The organism is Adlercreutzia sp. St.1H8 (assembly GCF_059728655.1).
In genome coordinates this window covers 648,946-673,855 of the sequence record NZ_AP039376.1, presented here as the reverse complement: position 1 = coordinate 673,855, position 24,910 = coordinate 648,946, and the positions used below count along the sequence as shown (strand labels likewise).

The 24,910-nt window shown below is 70.7% G+C and carries 19 protein-coding genes; 3 read left to right on the top strand and 16 right to left on the bottom strand.

Going from position 1 to position 24,910, the window contains the following annotated elements:
• Positions 1-32 precede the first annotated feature (32 nt).
• The 11 genes from alr to eno form a co-directional block, all read right to left on the bottom strand.
• Complete coding sequence (gene alr, locus AC6I0Y_RS02410) at positions 33-1,484, bottom strand: alanine racemase (protein ID WP_497732852.1); 1,452 nt, start codon at positions 1,482-1,484, stop codon at positions 33-35.
• Positions 1,485-1,691: 207 nt separating this feature from the next.
• The gene (locus tag AC6I0Y_RS02405; RefSeq protein WP_160710366.1) at positions 1,692-2,189 is read right to left on the bottom strand and encodes a MogA/MoaB family molybdenum cofactor biosynthesis protein; all 498 of its coding nucleotides are present in this window, start codon (positions 2,187-2,189) and stop codon (positions 1,692-1,694) included.
• Positions 2,190-2,298: 109 nt separating this feature from the next.
• Positions 2,299-3,555 carry a molybdopterin molybdotransferase MoeA gene (locus tag AC6I0Y_RS02400; protein WP_497732851.1) on the bottom strand — a complete coding sequence of 419 codons (1,257 nt, stop codon included), beginning with the start codon at positions 3,553-3,555 and terminating at the stop codon, positions 2,299-2,301.
• A gap of 318 nt (positions 3,556-3,873) precedes the next feature.
• Positions 3,874-5,058: an LL-diaminopimelate aminotransferase gene (locus AC6I0Y_RS02395; RefSeq protein WP_497732850.1), complete on the bottom strand. Its 1,185-nt coding sequence runs from the start codon at positions 5,056-5,058 to the stop codon at positions 3,874-3,876.
• Positions 5,055-5,876 (bottom strand): diaminopimelate epimerase, encoded by an 822-nt coding sequence (dapF, locus tag AC6I0Y_RS02390; RefSeq protein WP_497732849.1) that lies wholly within the window; start codon positions 5,874-5,876, stop codon positions 5,055-5,057. Before dapF ends, AC6I0Y_RS02395 begins: the two co-directional genes overlap by 4 nt.
• A 123-nt stretch (positions 5,877-5,999) precedes the next feature.
• Complete coding sequence (gene purF, locus AC6I0Y_RS02385) at positions 6,000-7,418, bottom strand: amidophosphoribosyltransferase (RefSeq protein WP_497732848.1); 1,419 nt, start codon at positions 7,416-7,418, stop codon at positions 6,000-6,002.
• A complete protein-coding gene (gene pyrG, locus AC6I0Y_RS02380; RefSeq protein WP_497732847.1) occupies positions 7,418-9,028 on the bottom strand; it encodes a CTP synthase in 1,611 nt (536 codons plus the stop codon). Before pyrG ends, purF begins: the two co-directional genes overlap by 1 nt.
• Before the next feature lie 290 nt (positions 9,029-9,318).
• Positions 9,319-10,155 carry a GltB/FmdC/FwdC-like GXGXG domain-containing protein gene (locus AC6I0Y_RS02375; protein WP_497732846.1) on the bottom strand — a complete coding sequence of 279 codons (837 nt, stop codon included), beginning with the start codon at positions 10,153-10,155 and terminating at the stop codon, positions 9,319-9,321.
• Positions 10,142-11,647 carry a glutamate synthase-related protein gene (locus tag AC6I0Y_RS02370; RefSeq protein ID WP_160710309.1) on the bottom strand — a complete coding sequence of 502 codons (1,506 nt, stop codon included), beginning with the start codon at positions 11,645-11,647 and terminating at the stop codon, positions 10,142-10,144. The genes AC6I0Y_RS02375 and AC6I0Y_RS02370 overlap by 14 nt, the downstream gene beginning before the upstream one ends.
• Positions 11,644-12,849: a class II glutamine amidotransferase gene (locus tag AC6I0Y_RS02365; protein WP_370520327.1), complete on the bottom strand. Its 1,206-nt coding sequence runs from the start codon at positions 12,847-12,849 to the stop codon at positions 11,644-11,646. Before AC6I0Y_RS02365 ends, AC6I0Y_RS02370 begins: the two co-directional genes overlap by 4 nt.
• A gap of 381 nt (positions 12,850-13,230) precedes the next feature.
• Positions 13,231-14,523 (bottom strand): phosphopyruvate hydratase, encoded by a 1,293-nt coding sequence (eno, locus tag AC6I0Y_RS02360; RefSeq protein WP_160710547.1) that lies wholly within the window; start codon positions 14,521-14,523, stop codon positions 13,231-13,233.
• 442 nt (positions 14,524-14,965) lie between these two features.
• Here eno and AC6I0Y_RS02355 point away from each other — a divergent pair, with 442 nt between their 5' ends.
• Together AC6I0Y_RS02355 and AC6I0Y_RS02350 are read left to right on the top strand one after the other, a co-directional pair.
• On the top strand, positions 14,966-17,248 hold the full coding sequence (locus AC6I0Y_RS02355; protein WP_497732845.1) for an ASKHA domain-containing protein: 2,283 nt from the start codon (positions 14,966-14,968) through the stop codon (positions 17,246-17,248).
• Entirely contained in the window at positions 17,245-17,781 is a 537-nt protein-coding gene (locus AC6I0Y_RS02350; protein WP_160710476.1) for a DUF2284 domain-containing protein, read from the top strand. The genes AC6I0Y_RS02355 and AC6I0Y_RS02350 overlap by 4 nt, the downstream gene beginning before the upstream one ends.
• 339 nt (positions 17,782-18,120) lie before the next feature.
• On the opposite strand, the gene AC6I0Y_RS02345 is transcribed toward AC6I0Y_RS02350, so the two are convergent.
• From AC6I0Y_RS02345 to AC6I0Y_RS02325, 5 genes are all read right to left on the bottom strand, one after another.
• Positions 18,121-19,032, bottom strand: coding sequence for a hypothetical protein (locus AC6I0Y_RS02345; protein ID WP_497732844.1), 912 nt, complete (start codon positions 19,030-19,032; stop codon positions 18,121-18,123).
• 332 nt (positions 19,033-19,364) lie between these two features.
• A complete protein-coding gene (locus tag AC6I0Y_RS02340) occupies positions 19,365-20,372 on the bottom strand; it encodes a uroporphyrinogen decarboxylase family protein (RefSeq protein WP_497732843.1) in 1,008 nt (335 codons plus the stop codon).
• 128 nt (positions 20,373-20,500) lie between these two features.
• The gene (locus AC6I0Y_RS02335) at positions 20,501-21,139 is read right to left on the bottom strand and encodes a corrinoid protein (RefSeq protein WP_497732842.1); all 639 of its coding nucleotides are present in this window, start codon (positions 21,137-21,139) and stop codon (positions 20,501-20,503) included.
• Between the two features lie 42 nt (positions 21,140-21,181).
• Positions 21,182-22,171 carry a uroporphyrinogen decarboxylase family protein gene (locus AC6I0Y_RS02330; RefSeq protein ID WP_236643321.1) on the bottom strand — a complete coding sequence of 330 codons (990 nt, stop codon included), beginning with the start codon at positions 22,169-22,171 and terminating at the stop codon, positions 21,182-21,184.
• 45 nt (positions 22,172-22,216) lie between these two features.
• Positions 22,217-23,209 carry a uroporphyrinogen decarboxylase family protein gene (locus tag AC6I0Y_RS02325; protein WP_497732841.1) on the bottom strand — a complete coding sequence of 331 codons (993 nt, stop codon included), beginning with the start codon at positions 23,207-23,209 and terminating at the stop codon, positions 22,217-22,219.
• Positions 23,210-23,351: 142 nt separating this feature from the next.
• Between AC6I0Y_RS02325 and AC6I0Y_RS02320 the strand changes: the two genes are divergently transcribed.
• Positions 23,352-24,890 carry a PucR family transcriptional regulator gene (locus tag AC6I0Y_RS02320; RefSeq protein ID WP_497732840.1) on the top strand — a complete coding sequence of 513 codons (1,539 nt, stop codon included), beginning with the start codon at positions 23,352-23,354 and terminating at the stop codon, positions 24,888-24,890.
• Positions 24,891-24,910 lie beyond the last annotated feature (20 nt).

Below are 24,910 nucleotides of genomic sequence, written 5' to 3'. Positions count from 1 at the left end.
GCCCGCCGGCGCCCGGCAGCACCGCCCGCGCGCTACACGTAGACGCGCGGCAGGCGCGAGCAGCCGAACCCGATGGCCACCTCATGGGGGATGGTGTCCAGCAGGTCGCACATCTCGTCGATGGTCACCACCGCGTCGCCCACAGCGCCCACGATGACCACCTCGTCCCCCACCTGGGGGTCGACGCGCGTGCGCGTACCGTAGGTGCGCAGGTCGACCTCGAACATGCACTGATCCATGCAGATGTTGCCCACCTGGCGCACGCGGTGCTCGCCCATCAGGAACTCCACGCGCCCCGAAAGGCCGCGGCGCAGGCCGTCGGCGTACCCGATGGGCAGCGTGCAGATCTTCACCGAGCCGGGGCTGCGGTAGTGCAGCCCGTAGCTGACGCCCTCGCTCATGGGCACGAGCCGCGCGTCGGTGATGCGCGCCTTCACGCTCATGGCGGGCCGAAGCTCGATGAGCGGGAACGTCTCCGGGCAGGGGTGGAAGCCGTACAGGCCGATGCCCAGGCGCACCATGTCGAACTGCACGTCGGGGTAGCGGATGGCCGCCGCCGAGTTGGCCGCGTGAACGATGCCCGGGTCGATGCCGCCGGCGCGCAGCGCGTTGACGGCCTCGATGAAGCGCTTGACCTGAATCTGGAAGTCGAGCGTCTCGGCGCAGTCGGCCGTGGCGAAGTGCGTGAACGTCCCCACCAGCTCGAGCGCCCGGTGGAAGCCCACCTGGTGCATGAAGGGCACCACCTGGTCATGGCGCACGCCGATGCGGTTCATGCCGGTGTTCACCTTGAGGTGGAAGGGGGCGCGCAGGCCCAGGGCGTCGGCCGCCTCGGCGTACTGGATGGCGAACTCAGCCGAGTAGACGGTCGGCATCACCTTGTAGCCGAGCAGCAGCGGGATGGCGGTGGCCGGCGGCTCCGCCAGGATGAGGATGGGCGCGTTGATGAGCGCCTCGCGCAGCTCGATGGCCTCCTCCACCGTGGCGACGCCCAGGTACTCGGCGCCGGAGTTGAGGGCGGTCTTGGCGCACTGCACGGCGCCGTGGCCGTAGGCGTCGGCCTTCACGACGGCCATGAGCCGCGTGCCCGGCGCCAGGCGCCGCTTGACCGCCGTGGCGTTGTGGCGAATGGCGTTGAGGTCGATCTCCACCCATGACCAGCGGCGCTCGACGGGCGGGATGAGGGCGAGCTTGTCGGGGTCGAAGGCCGTCGCGCCGCCCGCGCCGCCGCGGGTGAAGCGCAGGACGCCCGTCTGGGGCGCCGGCGCGCCCCAGGCCCCGCCCACGCGCCCCAAGTCGGCCGTGGCCTGCGAGAGCGCCTGCGCGTTGGCCGCGCGCGCCTCGTGGGCGAGCCGGGCGGTGCTCGACGGATCCGAGCGGGCCATGCGGGCCTCGGTCTCGGCCTGGCGCATGGCCTGGCTGGCCGAGACGAACCCGGGGTCGCGCCGACCGAATCCCGTGAAGCCGTTGAGTGGTTCTGTCATGGGGTGCCTCTGCTTCGCTTGCTTGCCTGATCGCCTGCCAGTATAGCGCAACGGGCCCGCGGCGGCGTGCCGTCGCGGGCCCGCAGGGGCGCGTGCGGAAGCAGGCGCGGGGCCGGTGTCGCGCCCGAGCCGAGCATCGGCGCGAGGGCGCGGGCCCGACGCGCAGGCCGGGGCGAATGCCGGCGCCCCGCGCCGCAGAGGGCGGGACTACTCGTGCCCGCCGCCGGCCATCATCTTCACGGCGTGGGGCAGCGCCGCCACGATGCCCTCCCAGTTCTCGGTGGCCGCCTTGGTGGAGCCGGGCAGGTTGACCACGAGCGTGCGCCCGCGCTGCATGCACACGGCGCGCGAGAGCATGGCGAAGGGCGTGATCTGGAGGCTGTGGTAGCGCATGGCCTCGGCGATGCCGGGCACGTCGCGGTCGCACACGTCGCGGGTGGCCTCGGGCGTCACGTCGCGCAGCGACAGCCCGCTGCCGCCGCAGGTGAGCACGACGTCCACCTCCGGCGCGTCGGCGGCCTCGACGATGGCCGCCGCGATGTCGGCGCGCTCGTCACGCACCACCACGTGGGATGCGCACGTCCAGCCCGCCTCGGCGATGAGGCGCTCGAGCGCGGCGCCGGCAGCGTCCTCGGCCATCGAGCGCGTGTCAGAGCAGGTGACGATGGCGAAGGTGACGGGCTGAGCGGAATGATCGTGGGACATGGGGGTTCCTTTCGTTCGGCGGAACAGGCGGGGGCGGGGGTCCGCGGCGCCCCGGACGGGCACCCGCAGGCGAGGCGCCCGCTGAAGCGGGCGCGGACGCGGGCCTTCCCTACAGCGGCACTTCCTCAGATACGTCGAGCAGGATGCACTCCACCGCATCGCCCGGCTCGAGCATCTGCGGGCCCTCGGGTATGGAGGCCAGGCAGTTCGACTTCTGGATGGGGCCGAACAGGCCCGAGCTCTGGTTCTTCGCGGGCGTCACCTCGAAGGCGCCGTCGGCCGCGCGCGTGAGCGTGGAGCGGCTGAACAGGCGACGCACGTCCTTCTTGCGCACCGGCGCGGTCAGGCGCGCCTGCACCGCGGGGCGGTCAAGGTGCGAGAAGCCCTGCATCTTGCGCAGCGCCGCGCGGATGATGAGCTCGAAGCCGCAGTAGGCCGCCGCGGGGTTGCCCGGCAGGCCGAAGACAGGCGTGCCGTTGACCAGGCCGAACGTCTGCGCCTTGCCGGGGCGCATGTTGACCGACGTCATGAGCAGCTCGCCGAGCTCCTCCACGACCGGCTTGATGAAGTCGAAGTCGCCGTTGGCCGCGCCGCCGGTGGTCACCACGAAGTCGTACTCGCGCGTGGCGGCGTCCACGGCGTCGCGCAGGGCCTCGAAGGTGTCCGCGACTATGGGCAGCACCACAGGCACGGCGCCCGCCTCCTGGGCGCAGGCGGCCATGGCGTAGCTGTTGGAGTTGCGGATCTGCCCGGGACCGGGCACCTGGTCGGGCGGCACGAGCTCGCTGCCCGTGGCGATGATGGCCACGCGCGGGCGCGCGTAGGCGGGCACCTGGAGCACGCCGCAGCTGGCGAGGAAGCCCACGCCTGCCGCGCCGATGACCTCGCCGCGTTCCACCACCACCTCGCCGGCGCACGCCTCCTCGCCGGCGGCGCGCACGTTCGCGCCCGGCTTCGCCGGAGCGGAGAACGCCACGGTGGAGCCCGGCTTGCCATCGCCCGCGAGCACGGCCACGATCTCGTACTTCACCACCGCGTCGGCGTCGTCGGGCAGCGGCGCGCCGGTCATGATGCGCACGCACTCGCCCGGGGCGATGGCGCCTGAGAACACGTCCCCCGCGCCGATCTCCGCGATGACCTTGAGCGCGACGGGCGCGTCCTCGGTCGCACTGGCGATCTCGTCAGCCCGCAGGGCGAAGCCGTCCATAGCCGAGTGCGCGAAGGGGGCGATGTCGATGTCGCTCGTCAGGTCGGCGGCGGCCACGCGGCCCACCACGTCGAGCAGGGGAACCTCCTCCGACCCGAGCGGCGCCACCTTGGCCAGCACCAGCTCGCGCGCCTCTTCCAGCGAGATCATGTCCGTCATGGGCGTTCCTTTCCGCAAGAAGGCGCCGCGCAGGGCCGACCCCGCGCGGCGCCTCGTTCATAGGGTTGCCGCCATTATACCCGTTTGAGAATATCCACGCCCGGAAAGAAGCGGCGGAAAGGAAGGCCGCGCGCCCGCATCGCCGCGCGCCCGCGCGTGCCCGCGCCCTGCGGGATGCATCGCCGCCCGCGCGCCCGTGGCCGCCGCCTGCGCGCGATCCGCGTCCTGCGCGCACGCCGCGAGCCCTCGGTCGCCGTCCCATCGCGCACGCCACCCGCGCGCCCGCCGCCCGCGCGCCCGCCGCACCGCGCGGCGCGGCTACGCGAGCAGCCGCCTCAGGCGGCGCATGGCCTCGGCGGTGTCTTCGGGGCTGCCGAACGACGAGAGGCGGAAGAAGCCCTCGCCGCACGGCCCGAACCCGACGCCGGGGGTTCCGACCACCTGGGCGTTCTCAAGCAGGTAGTCGAAGAACTCCCAGCTGCCCAGGCCCCGCGGACACTCCATCCACATATAGGGCGCGTTCACGCCGCCGCAGTACCACACGCCCACCGCGTCGAGCGCCTCCCTGATGACGCGCGCGTTGCCCTTGTACACCTCGATGTTGCGCTCCGCCTGGCGGCGACCCTCCGGGGTGAACACGGCAGCCGCGCCCCGCTGTATGACGAAGCTCACGCCGTTGGTCTTAGTGGTGCGGTTGCGCACCCACATATCGGCCAGCCTCATGCCGCCGCGCTCGAGGGCGGAGGGTATGACGGTGTAGCCCAGACGCGTGCCCGTGAAGCCCGCCGTCTTGGACAGCGAGCAGATCTCTATCGCGCAGGTGCGCGCGCCCTCCACCTCGAAGATGCTGTGAGGCACGTCCGCATCGGAGATGAACGCCTCATAGGCGGCGTCGAACAGAATGATGGCGCCGCGCGCGTTGGCAAACTCGACCCAGGCCTTAAGCTTGTCGCGCGTGAAGTGGGCGCCAGTGGGGTTGCCCGGCGAGCACAGGTAGATCAGGTCGGCGTCGGCTGCGGGGTCGGGCCATGGGGCGAAGCCGTCGTCCTTGCCCGACTCCAGCCGCACGATGCGCCTGCCGGCGATGACGTTGGCGTCGACGTAGGCCGGGTAGGCGGGCTCCACGACGAGCGCCGCGCTCGAGGCGTCGAACAGGTCGAGGATGTCCCCCAGCTCGTCGCTCGCGCCGCTCGACACGAACACCTCGCCCGCGTCGAGCGACACTCCCCGCTCCGCGTACTGGCGCGCGATGGCCTCGCGCAGGAAGGGCGCGCCGCATTCGGGAAGGTAGCCCTGGAAGGTCTCGGCGCGCGCCTGCGCGTCGACGCCCTCGTGAAGCGCCGCGATGACCGCCTCGGGCAGCGGCAGGGACACGTCCCCTATCCCCAGGCGCAGGATGCGCGCGCCCGGATGGGCCGCCTCGTAGGCGGCGACCTTCTGCGCGATGCCCGCAAACAGGTACGACTCCTCCAGCTCGGCGTAGTGCCGGTTCAGCTCGATCACAGCTCGACCTCCCCCTCGCATACCGTCGCCGCGGGGCCGGTCATGACGACCTCCCCGTCGGACGCAACTTCAATCAGCAGCTCCCCGCCGTCGAGGACCACGCGCACGGGGCGCCCGCCGTCTGCCAGGCCGGCGCGGACGGCCGCCGCGGCAGACGCGCACGACCCCGTGCCGCAGGCCATGGTGATGCCGCTGCCGCGCTCCCACACGCGCATGCGCAGCTCGTTGTCGCCCGTCACCTCGACGAACTCGACGTTGACCCCATCGGGGAACGCCGCATGGCGCTCAAGCGCCGCGCCGAGGCTCGCGACCGGGGCGGCAAGGGCGTCCTCGACGAAGACGACCGCGTGGGGGTTGCCCACGTCGACGGGCACGAGCTGCACCTCGGCGCCGAGCGCCTCCACCACGCGCTCATCATCGACCGTCGCCCGTCCCATGCGCACGGCGACCCGCTCGACCATCCCGTCCGGGCCCGGCGAGAGCTCCAGGCCCTTCATGCCCGAGCGCGTCTTGACGCGCACCTGAAGGCGGTCCACAAGGCCCTTGTCGTAGAGGTACTTCCCCACGCAGCGAACGCCGTTGCCGCACATCATCGCCTCGCTGCCGTCTGCGTTGAAGATGCGCATCAGGCAGTCGGCATCGTCTGCGGGGGCAATCCAGATCATGCCGTCAGACCCCACGCCGAAGTGCCTGTCGGACAGGCGTATCGAAAGCTCGGCGGCATCCAGGCCGTAGCGCTCCTTCGCCCGATCGGGGTTTCCCAGCACGTAGAGGTAGTCGTTGCCCAGGCCGTGCATCTTGGTGAACTTGAGGCCCATAGGACCCCTCCTTTCCTCGGTTTCTCCTCTTTCGCGCCCGCGCGGCCGGCCGAGGCCCTCGGCGCGCCCGGCACGGCGTGGGCCCTCAGGCCCCCGCGGCCGCCCGCCGCTCCGCGCGGAGCCTCACTCCCCCTCGGAGAGCTTGCGCTCGAAGCGGTTCTTCGGCGCGCAGGCGGGCACGGCGGTGGGATAGCGCCCGTCGAAGCACGCCGCGCACACGCCCGCGCCGCCCACGAGCTCGCCGAGCCTTTCCGCCGGCAGGTAGCCCAGGCTGTCCGCGCCGAGCTCGCGCGCTATCTCCGGCACGCTGCAGCGGCATGCGATCAGATGCTCCTCGGAGTCGATGTCGGTGCCATAGTAGCAGGGATGCAGAAACGGCGGCGCGGATATGCGCAGGTGAACCTCGGCGGCGCCGGCCTCGCGCAGGAGCCCGACGATGCGCCGCGCCGTGGTACCGCGCACGATGGAGTCGTCGACGAGCACCACGCGCCGCCCGCGCACGCACTCCCCCATCGCCGAGAGCTTGAGCCGCACCTTGTCCAGGCGCGCGCTCTGCCCGGGCGAGATGAACGTGCGCCCGACGTAGCGGTTGCGCACGAGCCCCATGCCCCAGGGGATGCCCGAGGCGCGCGCGTAGCCGAGCGCCGCATCGAGCCCCGAGTCGGGCACGCCCACCACCACGTCCGCGTCAACCGGATGCTCCTCGGCGAGGATGGCGCCCGCGCGCAGGCGGGCGGCGTGCACCGACACGCCGTCGACGACCGAGTCGGGGCGCGCGAAGTAGATGTACTCGAACACGCACGAGGCCCGCGGGGCGCTTTGGCAGTGCTCGCGGCGCGACTGCGGCCCCTCGGCCGTGAACACGATGATCTCGCCCGGCTCGACGTCGCGCAGGAACCGGGCCCCGACCGCGGCAAGGGCGCAGCTCTCGGAGGCGACCACGTAGACGCCCTCGTCGGTCACGCCGTAGCACAGCGGGCGGAAGCCGTGGGGGTCGCGCGCGCAGATGAGCTTCTGCGGCGACATCAGCACGAGCGAGTACGCGCCCGCTATCTCGTCCATCGCCGCTGACAGCGCGTCTTCTATCGAGGGGCAGCGCAGCCGCTCGCGCGTCACCACGTAGGCGATGGTCTCGGTGTCGCTCGTCGTGTGGAAGATGGCGCCCGCCAGCTCAAGCGCGCAGCGGAGCTCGTCGGCGTTGCTGAGGTTGCCGTTGTGCGCGAGGGCCATGCGGCCCTTGCGGTGGTTGACCTCGATCGGCTGGCAGTTGGCGCGCACGCGGGCGCCGGTGGTGCCGTAGCGCACGTGCCCCACCGCCAGGGAGCCGCGCGGCAGGCGGGCGAGCACGTCGGGGGTGAGCACCTCGCCCACCAAGCCGAGGTCCTTGTGCGACGTGAACACCCCGTCGTCGTTCACCACCACGCCGCAGCCCTCCTGGCCGCGATGCTGGAGGGCGAACAGGCCGCCGAAGACCATGCTCGCCACGTCCGTGGGGCCGGGCGCGAACACGCCGATCACGCCGCATTCCTCGCGGATTCCCATCACGCGTCCTCCCGCGAGCGGGCGCGGGCCGCGCCGATGAAGCCCTGGAAGAGCGGATGCGGGCGCGTCGGGCGGCTCTTGAACTCGGGGTGGTACTGCACGCCCACGAAGAACGGCTCGTCCGGCAGCTCAACCGCCTCCACCAGGCGCCCGTCGGGAGAGGTGCCCGACGCCCGCAGGCCCGCGTCGGCGAGCACGGCGCGGTACTCATCGCTCACCTCGAGCCGGTGGCGGTGCCGCTCGGCCACGAGGCGCTCACCGTAGCAGCGCTCGAGCACGCTGCCCGGCGCGATGGCGCACGGGTACGCCCCGAGGCGCAGGGTGCCGCCCTTCTCCAGATCGGCGCTCTGCCCCGGCATGAAGTCGATCACCTTCTGGGGGCACGCCTCGTCGAACTCGCCGGAGCCGGCCTGCGCAAGCCCCGCGACGTTGCGGGCGAACTCGATGACCGCCGCCTGCATTCCCATGCAGATGCCGAGGAACGGCACGCCCTCCTCGCGGGCGTAGCGGGCCGCGCTCACCATGCCCTCGACGCCGCGTGACCCGAAGCCGCCCGGCACGATGATGCCGTCAAGGCCGCCCAGCCGGCGCGCGCACGTGCTCGCGTCGAGCTCGCCCGAGTCAACCCAGTCTATCGCCACCCGCACGCCGTGCGCGTAGCCGGCGTGGCGCAGCGCCTCGGCAACCGAGAGGTACGCGTCGTGGAGCTCGACGTACTTGCCCACGAGCCCGATGCGCACCTCGTCCCGCGCGCCGACGATGCGGCCGACGAGCGCCTCCCACTCCCCCAGGTCCGGCTCGGGCACCTCGAGCATCAGCCGGCGGCACGCCGCGCGGGCCAGGCCGGCGCGCTCGAGCATGAGCGGGGCCTCGTAGAGGCTCTCGAGCGTGCGGTTCTCGATGACGCAGTCGGGCCGCACGTTGCAGAACAGGGCGATCTTGGAGAACACGGCCTCGTCGAGGGGCCGGTCGCAGCGCAGCACGATGATATCGGGGGCCACGCCGAGCCCCTGGAGCTCCTTTACCGAGCGCTGCGTCGGCTTGGACTTCTGCTCGCCCGACCCCTGCAGGTAGGGAACGAGCGTCACGTGGATGAACAGGCTGTCCTCAGGCGCGCTCTCAAGCGAGATCTGGCGGATGGCCTCGATGAAGGGCTGCGACTCGATGTCGCCGACCGTGCCGCCGACCTCGGTGATGACGACGTCGGCCCCCGTGCGCCGGCCGACCTCGTAGACGCACCGCTTGATTTCGTCGGTCACATGGGGGATGACCTGCACGGTTGACCCCAGGTACGCGCCGCGCCGCTCCTTCTCGAGCACGGTGTGGTACACCTTGCCCGCGGTGAGGTTCGAGAAGCGGTTGAGGTCCTCGTCGATGAGGCGCTCGTAGTGCCCCAGGTCGAGGTCGGTCTCGGCGCCGTCCTCGGTGACGTAGACCTCGCCATGCTGATAGGGGCTCATCGTTCCCGGGTCGACGTTGAGGTACGGGTCGAGCTTCTGCGCCGCCACGCGCAGGCCGCGCGCCTTCAGCAGGCGGCCGAGGGAGGCGGCCGTGATGCCCTTGCCCAGGCCCGACACGACGCCGCCCGTCACGAATATGTACTTGGTCATGCGCTCACCTGCCCTCAGCCCCGCACGGCGCGCCCGCGGCGGCGCTGCCCGCAAACGGCTGGCACCGGCGCGCGCAGCGGGCAACATCGCGCACGACCGCCCGGCCCCACGCACCCGCGGCCGCCATGGCCGAGCCCGGGCGAGCCCCCTCGTCGGCGGTCGCCTCCAGCGGCCGGCGCTCCTTTGCCGGGGGCATTGCCCCCGCGGCACGTCCGCCGGGCACCCGGCTTCCGAATTCCTCCGGAACGTTCATGTCAGCACTTCCCTTTCCTTGGTTGGCGGACTTTCGATCAGCGAACGTACAGGCTCGCGTAGGGGCGAGACGAGGCGGGGGCGACGCGGAGGAACCCAGGCGCCTCCTCGCTCACGCGATACCCCAGCTCGGAGGCGAACAAGCGGTCATACTCCGCGAGCAGGGGGCCGAGGACGGCCAGGTCGGCGTCGTCGACGCGCGAGAGCACCACCTCGTCCGACAGCGCGCCGGCACGCGGCGGCCGCCTCAGGTAGATGACGCCGCCGTGCATGCCGCGCGCGAGGTAGTCGCCCGTCTCGCCGAGCACCACGAAGACGCCGCCCGCCATGTACTCGCCGAGGAAGCTTCCCGCGTCCTTGCCCACCACCACGACGGGCTGGCGCGCATCGTAGGCCTTCATGTGGATGCCCGCGCGCCAGCCGCAGCCGTCGCGGATGAACACGCGGCCGCCCCGCATGGCGTAGCCGGCCGCATCGCCGCAGCGCCCGTGCACGATCACCTCGCCGTCGTTCATCGTGTTGCCCACCTGGTCCTGGGCGTTTCCGAGCACCTCGACGGTGCCGCCGTCCATGAAGCAGGCGAGGTCGTTGCCGGGCGTCCCGTGGATCTCCAGGCGCTTGCCCGCAGGCAGCGCGCAGCCCAGGTAGCGCTGGGCCCGCACGTCCTCGAGCACGACGTCGTCCGTCCGATCGAGCGCCTGGCGCACCTGCTCGTTCGCCTCCTTGAAGTGAAGCGCCCCGAGCGTCACGTGCTCCGTCGGCGCAGACGAGGGATCGGAAGAGGATGGCCGCGCGTCGGCCGAATTCCCCGCAGCAGCCTCGGCGGGCGCCGTCGGCGCCGCCCCCGCAAGCGTCCTCGCGTCATTCGCCTGCATGTTTCACCCCCAGAATCTCGAGCTCGCGGTCGGTGAGGCCGATGCCCCGCAGCATGAGGCGGTTGCCCCGCAGGCTGTCGACCGCGTTGATGCCCATGCCGCCCATCATCTCCTGGATCTCGTGCGTCCAGGCGCGCACCAGGTTGACCACGCGCTCGGCCCCCTCCTCGGGGTCGAGGCGCTCCACCAGCTCGGGGCGCTGCGTCGCGATGCCCCAGTTGCACCTGCCGCGGGAGCAGTCGCCGCACTGGTGGCAGCCCAGCGCGATGAGCGGGGCGCTTCCGCACGACACCGCGTCGGCGCCGAGCGCGATGGCGCGCACCACGTCGGCCGAGGTGCGGATCGAGCCGCTCGCCACCACGCTCACTGTCGAGCGGATTCCCTCGTCGCGCAGGCGCTGGTCGATGGAGGCGAGCGCGAGCTCAACCGGCACGCCCACGTTGTCGCGGATGCGCTTGGGCGCCGCCCCCGTGCCGCCGCGGAACCCGTCGACCACGATGACCTCCGCACCGGCGCGGGCCATGCCGCTCGCGATGGCGGCGGCGTTGTGGACCGCCGCGATCTTCACCGCCACGGGCTTCTCGTAGCGCGTGGCCTCCTTCAGCGAGTAGACGAGCTGGCGAAGGTCCTCGATCGAGTAGATGTCGTGGTGGGGCGCCGGCGAGATGGCGTCCGCGCCCTCGGGGATCATGCGCGTGCGCGACACCTCGGCCGTGATCTTCTCGCCGGGCAGGTGCCCGCCGATGCCGGGCTTCGCCCCCTGGCCGATCTTTATCTCCACCATGGCCCCGGCGTTGAGGTAGCGGGGATCCACCCCGAACCGGCCCGAGGCCACCTGGACCACCGCGTGGTCGGCGTAGCGCTCGAGGTCGCGATGGAGCCCGCCCTCGCCGACGTTGAACAGCGTGCCGAGCTCGCAGGCCGCCATGGCGAGCGCCCGCTGGGTGTTGAGCGACACCGAGCCGAAGCTCATGGCGGAGAACATGATGGGCACGTCGAGCTTCACCTGCGGGGGCAAGGGCGACCGAAGCGCCCGGGCGCGCTCGTCTATCTCGAGCGCCACGGGGCGGCCGCCCAGGAACACGCGGGTCTCCATCGGCTCGCGCAGGGGATCGATCGAGGGGTTGGTCACCTGGCTCGCGTTGAGCAGCAGGTGATCCCAGTACACCGGGTAGGGCAGCGGGTTTCCCATGGAGGAGAGCAGCACGCCGCCTGACGCGGCCTGCGTGGCGATGTCCTGCATGTACTCGAGCGTCCACACCGCCGACCCGCCGTCGACCTGCGGCCACCGCGTGATCGTCAGGGCGCGCGTGGGGCACGTCAGCACGCAGCGCAGGCAGTTCACGCACTTCCGATGGTCGGCCTTGGGCACCTTCTCGCCCGGGCGGGCGACATGCACGCCGTTGGCGCACTCGCGCACGCAGATGCCACAGCCCACGCATTCCTCAGCGTCGCGGCGCACCTGGTAACGCGGGAGAGCGAAGTCGATCATAGTCCGCGGCCCTCCTCTCTTCGCGGCAGCACGCCGGTCTCGTGCGCCAGCGGCGCATGGCGCGGGCGGCTCCAGACGTCGTGGTCGTTCTGGCGACGCGCCACCTCGTCGAGCTGCACGACGAAGGGCTCGCCTCCCTCGATCGGGCGGATGTTCTCCGCGTCGGGGCACACCGCCTCGATGGCAGCCTGCTCGCTGGCCAGGTACACCATCGAGCCCTTCTCCCCCGCCATGAGGGCACGCAGCTTGAGGCGGTCGTTGATGGCGAGGATGCCCTCCTCCGATCCCAAGATCACCGAGAAGGGCCCGTTGACGAGCGCGCTGGCGTACACCGTGCGCAGGGCCGTCTCGAACGCGGCGTCCTCGGCCGGCATGCGATCGATGGCATCCCAGCTCGGAGCCGTCATGATGTGCGCCGCCATCTCCGGAGACAGGCCGTCGCGGCGGCAGAGCAGGTCGAACAGGTAGGTGATGACCTCGGTGTCGGTCTGAAGCTCGCACGAGTAGCCGAACTGCTCCACGTAGCGCCGGTTGGCGTCATAGCTCGACACCTCGCCGTTGTGGACGACCGACCAGTTCAGAAGCGTGAACGGATGCGCGCCGCCCCACCAGCCCGGCGTGTTGGTGGGAAAGCGCCCGTGCGCCGTCCACGCCCAGGCGCGATACTCGTCGAGCCGGTAGAACGCGCCGATGTCCTCGGGGTAGCCGACCCCCTTGAACGCGCCCATGTCCTTGCCGGAGCTGGCCACGAACGCCCCGTCCACGCTCTTGTTGATGCGGACGACGTGGCGCATGACGTATTCCGCCTCGTCGACCCCGCTCATGTTGAGGCGCATGGTGTGCGGGGCGACGAAGTAGCGCCACAGGTCAGGGGGATTCTTGATGGACGCGACGGGCTCGGTGGGGATGCGCTCCTGCTTCTCGCACATGAAGTACGTGTCCAGGTACGCCTCCACCTCGGCCCGCGCGTCCCGGCTCTCGTACATGACGTGGAACGCGTAGAGCTCCCGGTAGGCGGGGTATATCCCGTAGGCGGCGAATCCGCCGCCGAGTCCGTTGCTCCGATCGTGCATGAGCTCGATGGCCTTCACGATGTCCGACCCGTCGTGCCGGGCGCCGCTGCGGTCCATGATGGCCGCGATGGCGCATCCTGACGGGATCCGCACCGCGCCCTCCCGCAGGCGTGAATCCAGTGGGGTCACACCAAATGGCATCTCTCGCATGTTCACCTTCTTTCGCATTCAATGGAAAGGAGGTTACCGCGCCCATGTTTCCCGCTCGTATTGCCTTTGTTACACCCTTGTTTCGGTGCGTGCAGAAAGGCCCGGCGCGAGGCGGCAAGCGCTCGGCGTGTTTGAAATGACGCCTGGTCAGAGTGGGGTCGCAGCGCGGATGGCCAGATATGCCGGCTCGCGGCCTCGCCGGGGGGGCTTCGCCGGGGGGGGCTTCGCCGGGGGGGGCTTCGCCGGGGGGGGCTTCGCCGGGGGGGGCTTCGCCTGCAACGCAGGACTCGCCCCCCTATACAAAGGGGGCCGCGCCCTGCGGCACGACCCCCTTCCCCGTCTTGCGTGCTGACGCGGGTGCTAGCGCTTGATGTTGTAGAAAGCGTCCATGCCGGCGTAGGCGGCCTGCTCGCCCAGCTGCTCCTCGATGCGGATGAGCTGGTTGTACTTGGCCACGCGGTCGGAGCGGCACGGCGCGCCCGTCTTGATCTGGCCGGTGTTGAGCGCCACGGACAGGTCGGCGATGGTAGTGTCCTCGGTCTCGCCGGAGCGATGGCTCATGACGCAGGCATAGCCGGCCTGCTTGGCCATCTCGATGGCCTCGAGCGTCTCAGTGAGGCTGCCGATCTGATTCACCTTGATGAGGATGGCGTTAGCGCAGCCCAGCGCGATGCCCTTGGACAGGCGCTTGGAGTTGGTGACGAACAGGTCGTCGCCCACCAGCTGCACGCGGTCGCCGATGCGCTCGGTGAGGGCCTTCCAGCCGTCCCAGTCCTCCTCGGCCATGCCGTCCTCGATGGAGACGATGGGGTACTTGTTGACGAGCGCCTCCCAGTAGTCCACCATCTCGTCGCTCGTGAGCTCGCGGCCCTCGCCAGCCAGGACGTACTTGCCGGTCTCGGCGTTGTAGAACTCGGTGGACGCCGGATCCATGGCGAACATGATGTCGGTGCCGGGCTTGTAGCCGGCCGCCTCGCAGGCCTGCACGATGTAGGCGAGCGGCTCCTCGTTGGTCTTGAGGTTGGGGGCGAAGCCGCCCTCGTCGCCCACGCCGCCGCCGAGGCCCGCGTCGTGCAGGACCTTCTTCAGCGTGTGGTAGATCTCGGCGCACCAGCGCAGGGCCTCCGCGAAGGACTTGGCGCCGACGGGCATGATCATGAACTCCTGGAAGTCCACGTTATTGTCGGCGTGCACGCCGCCGTTGAGGATGTTCATCATGGGGGTGGGCAGCAGATGCGCGTTGACGCCGCCGACGTACTTGTACAGCGGCAGGTCGGCGGAATCCGCGGCAGCGCGGGCCACCGCCAGCGACGCGCCCAAGATGGCGTTGGCGCCGAGCGCGCCCTTGTTGTCGGTGCCGTCCACGGCGATCATCGCGGCGTCGATGGCGCGCTGGTCATCGGCCTCCTTGCCCAGGAGCGCCTCAGCGATCTCCTCGTTCACGTGGCCGACCGCGTCCTGCGTGCCCTTGCCCAGGTAGCGGTTCTTATCGCAATCGCGCAGCTCGACGGCCTCGAAGGCGCCGGTCGACGCGCCCGACGGAACGGCCGCGCGCCCGTAGGCCCCGTCCTCCAGAACGACCTCGACCTCCACCGTGGGGTTGCCGCGGGAGTCAAGGATCTCGCGCCCGTACACATCGATGATGACGCTCATGTAAGCCTCCTAGCAGGTAGAAAAGGTGCTTGTCTGCAACGCTGCCCATCATAGCACGCGCCAGCAGGCGCCCGCCGCTCATTCGCGCGTGCGGACGGCGGGCGCGGGCGGCGCCGCAGGGCGCTCGGGAGGAGGACACGCGAGCAAACCGTCGGAAGGAGGGCCGGGTGCAATCAGGAGGCCGGTTATGGGCCATTTACTTCGAAATTCCGAGGTTCATGAGCCGATTGGACGTGCTTTTCACCCTCTTGAGGCAGCGCAGAAAAACGCGACCTGGGAAAACGCTGGGAGGAAACCGGGGAAGGCGCCTTCCTTCCTCGGAATTTCGAAGCAAACGGCCCATATCGCAGCTTTTCCGTGCAAGCGACCCTGGTCGGAAGGGTGGCCGGCGGCGGGCGGATGGCCTATCATCGAAGGAGCATATATTAGTAAAGGAGGGGCCATGGGGATCGAGGAGGAGCCGGCTGCTCAGGCCGCCGGCGCGCTGCGGGCGCGGCATGCGAACGGGCGTGTGGAGTCCGTGGCGTTCGCCAGGGGCGCGACGCTGCTCGAGGCGCTGCGTGCGGCGGGGATCGTGGTGCTCGCGCCCTGCGGGGGCGGCGGCACCTGCGGGCGCTGCGAGGTAACGCTGGCCGACGATGACGCGACGGGCGGCGCGCGGCGCGTCCTGGCCTGCCAGACGCCGGCGGCCGATGGCATGGAGGTGTTGCTGGACGACCTAGCCGCCATGAGCATCGAGGAGGGCTTCGGCAACGCGGCGCATCGGGTGGGGACGGCACCGGGCGCGGATACCACCCCTGCGGCGAATGCCAGCCCCGCCCCGATGGCCGGCGCGGGCGCGGGGAGCCCCGAGGACGCAACAGCCCGCACGGCAACGCAGGAAGAGGCCGACGCGGCAAACGGGGCCGCAGCGGGAACGGAGGTGTCGCGGGAGCCCGCGGCAAGCGCCGAGCGCAACGCGGCGAGCGGCGCAGAAAGCCCCGGGGGCACGTCTGGCGCGACGGCGCAGGAGGCGGCGGACTACGGCGGTACGCGCGGCGGCGCGGCAGCAGATGACGGTCGCTATGGGCTGGCGGTGGACATCGGCACCACCACCCTCGCGTTCTACCTGGTGAATCTGACAGACCTCTCCGTGCTGGAGACGACGGGCGCGCTCAACCCGCAGGCGCCCTTCGGCGCCGACGTCATCGCGCGCATCGACGCCGCGAGCGACCTCACCGCGCGGGCGACCCTGCGCGACGGCGTGCGCAGCGCCATCACGCACGCCGCCACCGAGCTGTGCGCGCGGCGCGGCATCGATCCGGCGCGCCTCGAGCGCGTCTCCTGCGCGGGAAACACCGTCATGGAGTCCCTCGTAGCGGGCATCGACCCAGCGCCGCTCGGCGTAGCGCCCTTCACGCCGCCCTCGCTCTTCGGCGCGGAGGCCGACCTCTCCCTCCTCGCGTCCAGGACGCCCGACATGCCCGCCGCGGGCACGGCGCCCGTCAAAGCCTCCTCCGCCGCACTCGCCAGCGACGGCCGCGGAGGCGCAGCGACGGCCACCGGCAGCACGGCCGACCCCCTCGCTGCGGCAGGCAGCCTCACATCCGGCGGAGTCGCGCCAACCACAGCATGCGCAGCGTCCGGCGGCACGCACGCCTCCTCCCGCGACGGCCGCGGGGGCGACCCGACGTCACCCGACCGCGCCGCCTCCGTCGGCGACGCCTCCGCCGTAACCGGCGCCGCGGCGGCCGTACCCGCCTGCGGTGCCCGCACCGACGCCCCGGCGGCGGCCCGCGCTGTCGCGGCCAACGCCGACTCCACCGAAACCGCCCCCCACGGCGCCTGCGCCGGCGACCCGGCGCCCGCCGCCCGCTCCATCCCCGCGCTCGGGCACGCCTATCTGACGCCGGCCGTGGCGGCCTACGTCGGCGGCGACATCACCGCCGGCCTGCACGCGTCGGGCATGCGCGCGCGACGCGGGCTCCAGCTGTTCGTGGACATCGGCACCAACGGCGAGATGGCCCTCGGCAACGCCGAGCGCGTCGTCTGCTGCGCCACGGCCGCCGGCCCTGCCTTCGAGGGCGCGGGCATCAGCTTTGGCATGCCGGCGCTCCCCGGCGCCATCGAGGCGGTCATCCTGGAGGAAGACCGGCTGCGTGCCCACGTCATCGGCGAGGGCGCGGCACGCGGGCTCTGCGGGTCGGGCCTGCTCGACGCGGTGGCGTGCCTGCTCGACGCCGGCCTCATCGACGAGACGGGTTACCTCCTCGACGCCGATGAGGCCGCCGACGAGGCGCCCGCCGCGCTAGCCGCGCTCATCGGCGAGGAGGACGGCCAGACGGTGTGCTACCTCGACCCCGCGCGGAGCGTGTGGCTCTCGCAGGCCGACGTGCGCCAGACCCAGCTGGCGAAGGCGGCCATCCGCGCCGGCATCGAGGTGCTCATGGCCAGCCTGGGCGTCACGGCCGCAGACGTGGAGGAGCTGGCGCTTGCCGGCGGCTTCGGCACGCACCTGCGCATCGAGAGCGCCGCGCGCATCGGGCTCATCCCGCCCGCGCTGGCCGGCCGCACGACGGCGCTCGGCAACGCGGCGGGCCGCGGGGCCGTCGCGGCGCTCACCGACGAGGGACGCGCCGATCTGGCTGCCATCGCCGCGGTGTGCGAGTACCGCGAGCTCTCCGGAGACGCCGCCTTCAACAATGCCTACATCGAGGCCATGGGATTCGAGGAGGACACCCTATGATCGATCAGCTGCACGCCTTGGCCGAGGCCGCCGGATTCGAGTGCATCGGCCAAGCGCCGGCCACAGCGCTCCAGGTGCGCGCGGAGGTGCGCGACATGTGCGCAGTCGACCGCTGCCAGGCCTATGGGCGCACCTGGACGTGCCCGCCGGCCTGCGGCACCCTCGACGACTTCGCAGCGCGCATCGCCGCGCACGAGCACTGTGTGATCGTGCAGACCGTCGGCACGATGGAGGACGACTTCGACATCGAGGGCATCATGGAGGCCGAGGCGCTCCACAAGCGCCGCTTCGCCGCCTTCGCCGACGCAGCCCGCGCCGCGGCGGGCGCAGCGCCGCTGCTGGCTTTGGGCGCCGGCGCCTGCACGCTCTGCGCGCAGTGCACCTGCCCCGACGAGCCCTGCCGCCAGCCCGAGCGCGCCCTCACGTCCATGGAGGCCGCCGGCCTGCTCGTCTCCGACGTCTGCGCCGCGGCGGGCATCCCCTACAACCACGGCCGCGGAACCATCGCCTTCACGAGCTGCGTCCTCGCCTAGGCGCTGATTGGCGGGGCGCGCCTTTCCTTTTCGCGCCCTCAGACGCAAATTCGCGCGGTTTTGCACCGCTCTCGGCCCCCTGAGGACGAAAAGCGCTCCTTGGGCATCACGCGACCGGGGCTTTTACCGCCCAGAGCAAGTCCTCCGTGCCACAGCGCGACGTTCGGGAATGCAAAACCGTGCGAATTTGCAGAAAGTGGCGGAAATCGCAAGGTGTCGAGGCAACGTCAGGCGCCGGGAAGCGCCTGAGGCCAGCAAACGGGCGCCGAAGTCCCCCTCGGGGGGGCTGGCAACAGCGAGATGCGACCGGGAGGCAGCAGGTGCGCAGCCGGACAGGCGCTAGCGGCGCTTGCGCCCGCCCGACCTCGTCTCGCCGCGGATGACCATGAGGCCGCCGATGGAGATGGCCGCTATCATGATGATGATCTGCCACATCGGCATGCCCGCCGGGGCCGGCTCCTCGGCATCCTCGCTCACAGGCTCCGTCGGCCCGGAAGCATCCGGCGCGCCCGGGGCGGGCGCCGCGCCCACCTCCCCCGGCTCGAGCCCCTCCTCGACGCGCACGTTGAAGGAGAAGGCGATGCGGTAGTCGGTAAACGAGGGCAGGATGGATATCCCCAGGAGGTTGAGGACGTCCTCACGCAGCTCGTAGTCGAGCGCCACGCGATAGTCGCCCTCGCCGAACGTGCCCACGTCGACCGCCTGGCCGCGCACCGCCGTGCCGCCGAGGAAGTCGAGCGTCACCTCGGGAGCGGCCGGCTCCCCGCCGGCTGGCGCCCGCGACACGATGAGCGCCCCGCGGCCCAGGTTCTGCTCGGGCACGGCGAACTCCGCGTCGCGACCGTTCTCATCTCGGTTGACGGAGAGTGCCGGATCGAGGTTGAGCGCCTCGATGTCCTGGTCGAGCTGGAAGCGCAGCGCCACGCCGCCGCCAGGTGCCACGACGAAGGTAGGCACGCCGTCCGCGCCCTCCTCCACCCGCGCATAGCCGGTTACGGAGAAGCGGCCCAGCTCCCAGTCGAAGTGCGGATCGCCCTTGCGCAGGGCGTCTGTGCCCCTGAACCCGTTGTCGGTGCCGGTGTTGACCGTCTCGCCCAGCACGTAAGCGTCCTCCGCCGGCTCGTCAGCCCACGCCGTGGCCGGCCCCGCCGCCAGCACGCCCGCCAGGGCCGCTGCCGCCAGCGCGCCCGCCAGGACCGCAACCGCCCGCGCCCCTCCGATGATACCGCCTTCCCTGCCGATCATCCCCATGGCACGCTCCCCTCAATCGCTCCGGTCTTCAATCGATCTTAAGCGTTATTCTAATATGATTTAGTCTTAGCAATGGTGAGACAATCAGCCTATTAGGGCCTATAACGACAAGAGGAGCCCGCACGCAGGCGGGCTCCTCAGATCAGGCAGTCGGCGGCTTCGGGCGCCGGCCCAGGCTTCCCGGGGCCGGGCGGATGAAGGCGCCGCACTTAGGGCAGCGGCGACCTCCCTCCGGCACCTCGGTGCGGCAGCACGGGCACAGCGTCACGCCGGGCGCCGTGGTGTCCTTGCCCAGGCACCGCCCACATCCCGAGCACTGGTAGCACACGGGGCTACTTTCCCTCGTAGAACTCGTCCACCGCCGCGAAGAAGGCGTCGATGTTCTCCCAGGGGCTCATCGGCGGCACATCGCAGCCGGTTGAGGGGATGAAGTTGGGGTACTTGGAGCACGACTCCATGAGCGCGAGGGTGGCCTCGCGCACCGACTCCGGCGTGCCGTTGCGGATCTGGCCGGCCGGGTCGACGTTGCCCAGGGCCAGGACGCCCTCCGGGATGCGCGGCATGACGTCGGCCATGTCGACGGCGTTGCCGAAGTGGTAGGCCGCCGCGCCGGCCGAGAGGATCTCCCCCATCTGCGCCACGGCCCCGCCGCCGCAGTTGTGGTACACCACCGCGAAGGAGTCGTCCTGCACGGCGTCCACGATCCGCTTGACGTAGGGGGCGCTGAACTCGCCGCAGAGCTCCGGCGAGAGCAGGCCCGCCAGGGGCTCGGCCATGACCACGCCGTCGGCGCCGGCCTCCTTGAAGGCGGCGGCGTAGGCGCAGATGAACTCGGTGCACTTGTCCAGCACCGCGTGGACGAGCTCGGGCTCCTCATAGAGCAGGATCATGACCTCGGACACGTCCGCCAGGCGCCCGGCCAGCGAGAACGGGCCGATGACGCCGGCGAGCACGGGGCGGTCGGCGATCTTGGGCGCCACCTCGCGGATGGCCTGGACGTAGAGCCCCGTGCGCCCCGCGCCCACCTCGGGCACGGCCAGCCCGGCGGGGTCGGTGTCCTCGTCGACGACGGAGCCCACCACCGTGGGCACCTCGTCGTCGGAGACCACGACGGTCGACCCGAAGGCCTCGGCCTCCACCGACAGGTCCATGAACGACACGCTCGCCGCGGCGTCCACCCGGCCCGCCACGAGCCTCATGGCCTCGGCCTGCAGCTCGGGCGAGGCGATGAGCTCGGCCACCGTGCACCCCATCATCTGCACCGCCGGGAACGACAGCACCGGCAGCGGCTTCTTGCGCTCGGCCGCGATCTGCTCGGCGGCCCACTTCTTCATGTCCATGGGAACATTCCTCCTCGTCAGCTGCGGCCGGGCCCCGGGAGGCGGGGCGGCGCAGCAGGCTCAGCCTGGGACCCCGGCGCCTCGGCCGGGGCGGGCCCCGCCTCCCGGGGCCCTCCGCGCGGGGGCCGCTACCCCCGCACCAGCTCGACGGCGCGCGCGGCGGCGGCGCCGGCGTCCACCGTGTAGGCGTCGGCGCCCACCTCGTCGGCGAAGGCCTGGGTGACGGGCGCGCCGCCCACCATGACCTTCACCTTATCGCGCAGGCCGGCCTCCTCGATGGCGCGGATGGTGGCGCCGATCTCGGGCATGGTGGTGGTGAGCAGCGCCGAGCAGCACACGATGTCCACGTCGTCGTGCTCCTGCAGGAACGTCACGAACTGCTCGGGCGCCACGTCCACGCCCAGGTCGGTGACCTCGAAGCCCTTCGACTCGATCATCATGCGCACGAGGTTCTTGCCGATGTCGTGCATGTCGCCCCTGACCGTGCCGATGACGGCCTTGCCCACCGGCTCCGCCCCGGCCGCGGCCAGGTGGGGCTTGAGCACCTCGGTGCCGGCGGCCATGGCGCGGGCGGCCACGAGCATCTCGGGCACGAAGGCCTCGCCGGCGCTGAACTTGTCGCCGACGATGGTCATGGCGGGGATGAGCCCCTCGTTGAGGATGGCGACGGGGTCGCAGCCCTCGTCGAGCGCCTGCTGCACGAGCGGCGCCACCTCCTTGCGCTTGCCGCGCTGAACGGCGGAGGAGATGTCGTCGTAGATGGTCATGGCGGTTCCTTTCTCTCTGGGTGTCTGAGGTGGGTCGGGGTTCTAGCGGATGGGGTGCTCGCGGGCCCACTGGGCGCCGTAGACGCGCAAATCGGCCTCCACCAGGTGCTCATTGGGCTCGCGCAGCAGGTGCGCGGGGGCGCCCGGGTAGAAGCGGCCGGCCGGGCAGTAGGTGTCGACGCAGCGGTGCACCTCGGTCATGATCTCGGCGTCGGTGGTGTCCGGGTCGTCGATGGCCGGGCCGTCCACGCCGCCGATGAGGGCCATGCGGCCACCCAGGCGCTCCTGGATGGACACGATGTCGTTCTGCGGGATGACGCCCTGCCAGATGTCCACGCCTATCTCGGCCATGTCCTCCACGATGGGCTCGCAGATGCAGTCGGCGTGGTGGACGTAGATCATGCCGCACTCGTGGATGACGTCGGCGATCTCCTTCTGCAGCGGCTTGATCATCTCGCGCCACGTATCCGGCGGGAGGAACAGGTTCTGCTTGGAGCCCCAGTCGTCCTGGAAGAAGATGACGTCGGGCTGGATGTGGAAGGCGGCCTCCTTGATGAGGCGCTTCTTGTAGTCGGCGATGGCCGTGAGCATCTCGAACATGGCCTCGGGCTCCTCGAGGTAGGCGCAGAACGCCTCCTCCATGCCCATGAGGAAGTGGGAGCGCTCGAAGATGCCCTGGGCGCAGAAGTACTCGAGGAAGTGCTGGCTGCGATCCACCTGGGCGGCCTTGGCCTGGCACTCCGACCAGTCCTTGTCGTCAAGCGACGGGATGACCAGCTGCTCGCGCCATTTGGTGATGTCGGTCACCACGGCGTTCTCGGGCGTGATGACGGGGTGCTTGCCGGCGCCGTCGATGGGGTTCACGCACACGGTGCCCCAGGAGTCCTTATGCTCCCGGCCGTCCTTGGGCATAGAGTCGCTCTTCCAGATGGGGTCGATCATGATCTTGACGGCCCACTGGAAGTCGCCGTAGTACTCCGGCTGCCTTCCCTCGTAGATGGCCATCATGTTCTCGCGCGGGGTCATTTCCATGGCATTCCTCCTCGGTGATCGGTCGTATACGTCGTGGGGGCAGAACTAGGCGAAGAACCGCGGGCTCAGCTTGGCAATCTCGTCGGTGACCGCCTGGTAGACGCCCGGGTAGCCGCTGTTGTTGAGGCCCGAGGTGAGCGACGGGATGAAGAACTTCGTGCGGTTCACCGAGGTGAGGGCACGCTCCACCTCGGCGGCCACCTCCTCCTCCGTCCAGTCGGGCTTGTCGATGAGCTGGGACTCCACGCCGCCCATGAATGAGATCTGCCCGCCGTACTCGTCGACGAGCTTGGGGATGTCGTTGGTCGAGCTGATGACGCCCTGCCACACGTCCACGCCCATGTCGATCATGTAGGGCACGAGCGTCTCGCCGAAGGAGTCGGAGTGGTGGATCACGTACTGCACGCCGTGGTCCTTCCAGTAGCCGTAAACCGTCTTGTAGGGCTCGAGGAAGAACTCCTCGAACATCTCCGGCGACAGGAAGGTGGAGATCTGGGTGCCCCAGTCGTCGTGGTGGAAGAGCACCTCAGGCTTGAGGTACTTGAGGTGCGCGTCGGCCAGGCGCAGCTCCCAGGCCACGATCTCGTCGATGAGCTCGTGCATGGCCTCGGGCTCCTCGTAGAAGTTCATGAGGGTCTCGGTGATCTCGCCCAGATGGTGGCAGCGCTCGAAGATGCCCGGCATCACCGCGCTGCAGACCAGCTGCTCGGTGCGATCGACGGCCTCGGCCTGCTGGGCGAAGGGCTCCCAGAACTCGGGAACGTCCGGGTCGCCGGGGATCTTCACCTGGCTACGCCAGTCGCAGATGTCGGTGATGACGCGGTGCTCCAGGTCGTGGTACGGGAAGAAGCCGGGCTCGCCGGCCACCTTGCCCTGGTAGCAGCCCCACGCGTCGATGAGGTAGCCGTCGCTCGCCAGGTGCGACTTGTCGCTGAGCGGGCTCGGCGCGATCATGGCCAGCGCCTCGTACTGGTTGACGAACCGGTCGGGGTTGCCCCCGGTGATGCACTCGATGAAGTTCTGTCGCTTCGTGAGCATGACGCTCCCTTCTCTCGTCCCCTCGGCCCTGGGCCTTAGGGCCATCATAGGAAGCGCCGCGCTATAATGAGATATGCCATATGCACAATAAGATTCAGGAAAAATGAGCATTACGCCTACAGACGAGTGAAATGAGGAACCGGTGATACCGCTGCCCATCCTGCTTGACCGTGTCGGTGAGCTCTCCACGACCATCGCCTACCAGCGGCTCACCGTCGCCGCGATCTCGTGGGTCGACCTCGACGACGGCACCCTCCCCCCGCCGGGGCGCCAGGTGGCGCGAGTCGTGGTGCGCGCTGCCTCCGAGGCGGACGATGCCGCCGCCGACGCGCGCTCGCTCACCTTCCTCCTCCTCGACGACCCGGACGCCGCCGCCCTCTCCCGCCTGGGCAAGAACGTGGTGGCCGTGGAGACGGGGCTCTCCCCGCTCGCCTTCGCCCAGCAGCTCCAAGCCTGCGCGCTCGAGCTCATGGAATGGGAGCGCACGCTCGACCGGATAGCCCTGGCCGACGGCACGCTACAAGACTTCCTCACCGCGAGCGAGGCCGTCATCGGCAACTTCATCAACATATCGGACTCGTCGTTTCGCCTCATCGCCTACACCAAGGGGATCGTGCTCGACGACCCCGTCGTGGCCGCCTACATCGAGCGCGGCTACCACGACGAGGCAACGGTCGCGCGCTTCCGGGCCACCCACGCCATGGAGCGGTGGAAGCGCCAGCGCAAGAGCCAGTATCACGAGGCGCCCGAGGGAAAGAAGCACCCGTTCATCAACTACGTGTTCCGCGTGAACAGCTCCTACTACATGCAGATGGTCATGACCTGCCACCGCACGCCCTTCACGCCGGGGCTCTCGGCCAAGTTCGACATCCTGGCCCAGCACATCCAGCAGCACATCCGCCGCATCGACACGCTGCAGGACCGCACGTTCGAGAAGTCGGCGGCCTTTCTGCTCGACATGCTGCGCGGTGAGTCAGTGGAGCCACGGCACCTGCGGCAGCAGGCACGCCAGCTGCGCATCTCCGTAGACGCGCCCCTGCGCCTCTACGAGCTCTCGCCCCTCGACGCGGCCGACGCCACCGTCATGTGGAGCGCTCGACGCATCGCTGAGCGCCTGCCCGAGTGCCCGGTGCTGCCCCACGAGGAGCGCATCTTCGTCGTGACGCCACGCGAGCCGGACAACCCCTGGCGCGACGACGCGCGCGTCGAGGCCGTGCTGGCGCCGCTGGCCGCAAGCGACGGCTACGTCTTGGCGGCGTCAGGCATCGTGGAGGGGCTCGCGCGCCTGCCGCTCGCGCTCGATCAGGCGGTGAGCGCGCGCCTGATGGCGACGACCGCGCCGCTGGCGGAGGGACGGCCGGCGCTGCGCCACTTCGAGCTGGGCTTCCTCGCCTACGCGCTCAGCCGGCGGCGGCCCTCTACGAGCGCGCTCGATGAAGCCGCGCGCCAGAGCATCCTCGGGTTCCTGCAGCGCGACGGCGCCCGCGGTGCCGAGGACGCCGACTTCCTGATGGTCTACTACGAGCATCACTGCAAGGCGGCCGAGACCGCCCGGGCCCTCGGCGTCCACCGCAACACGGTGGCCAACCGCCTGCACGCCCTGGAGGAGCGCTTCGGGGCCGATCTCGCCCGCCCCGAGCTCGAGCAGAGCCTGCGCGCCTGCGCGCTGCTCCTGCGCTAGCGGGCGCGGAACGCAAGGCG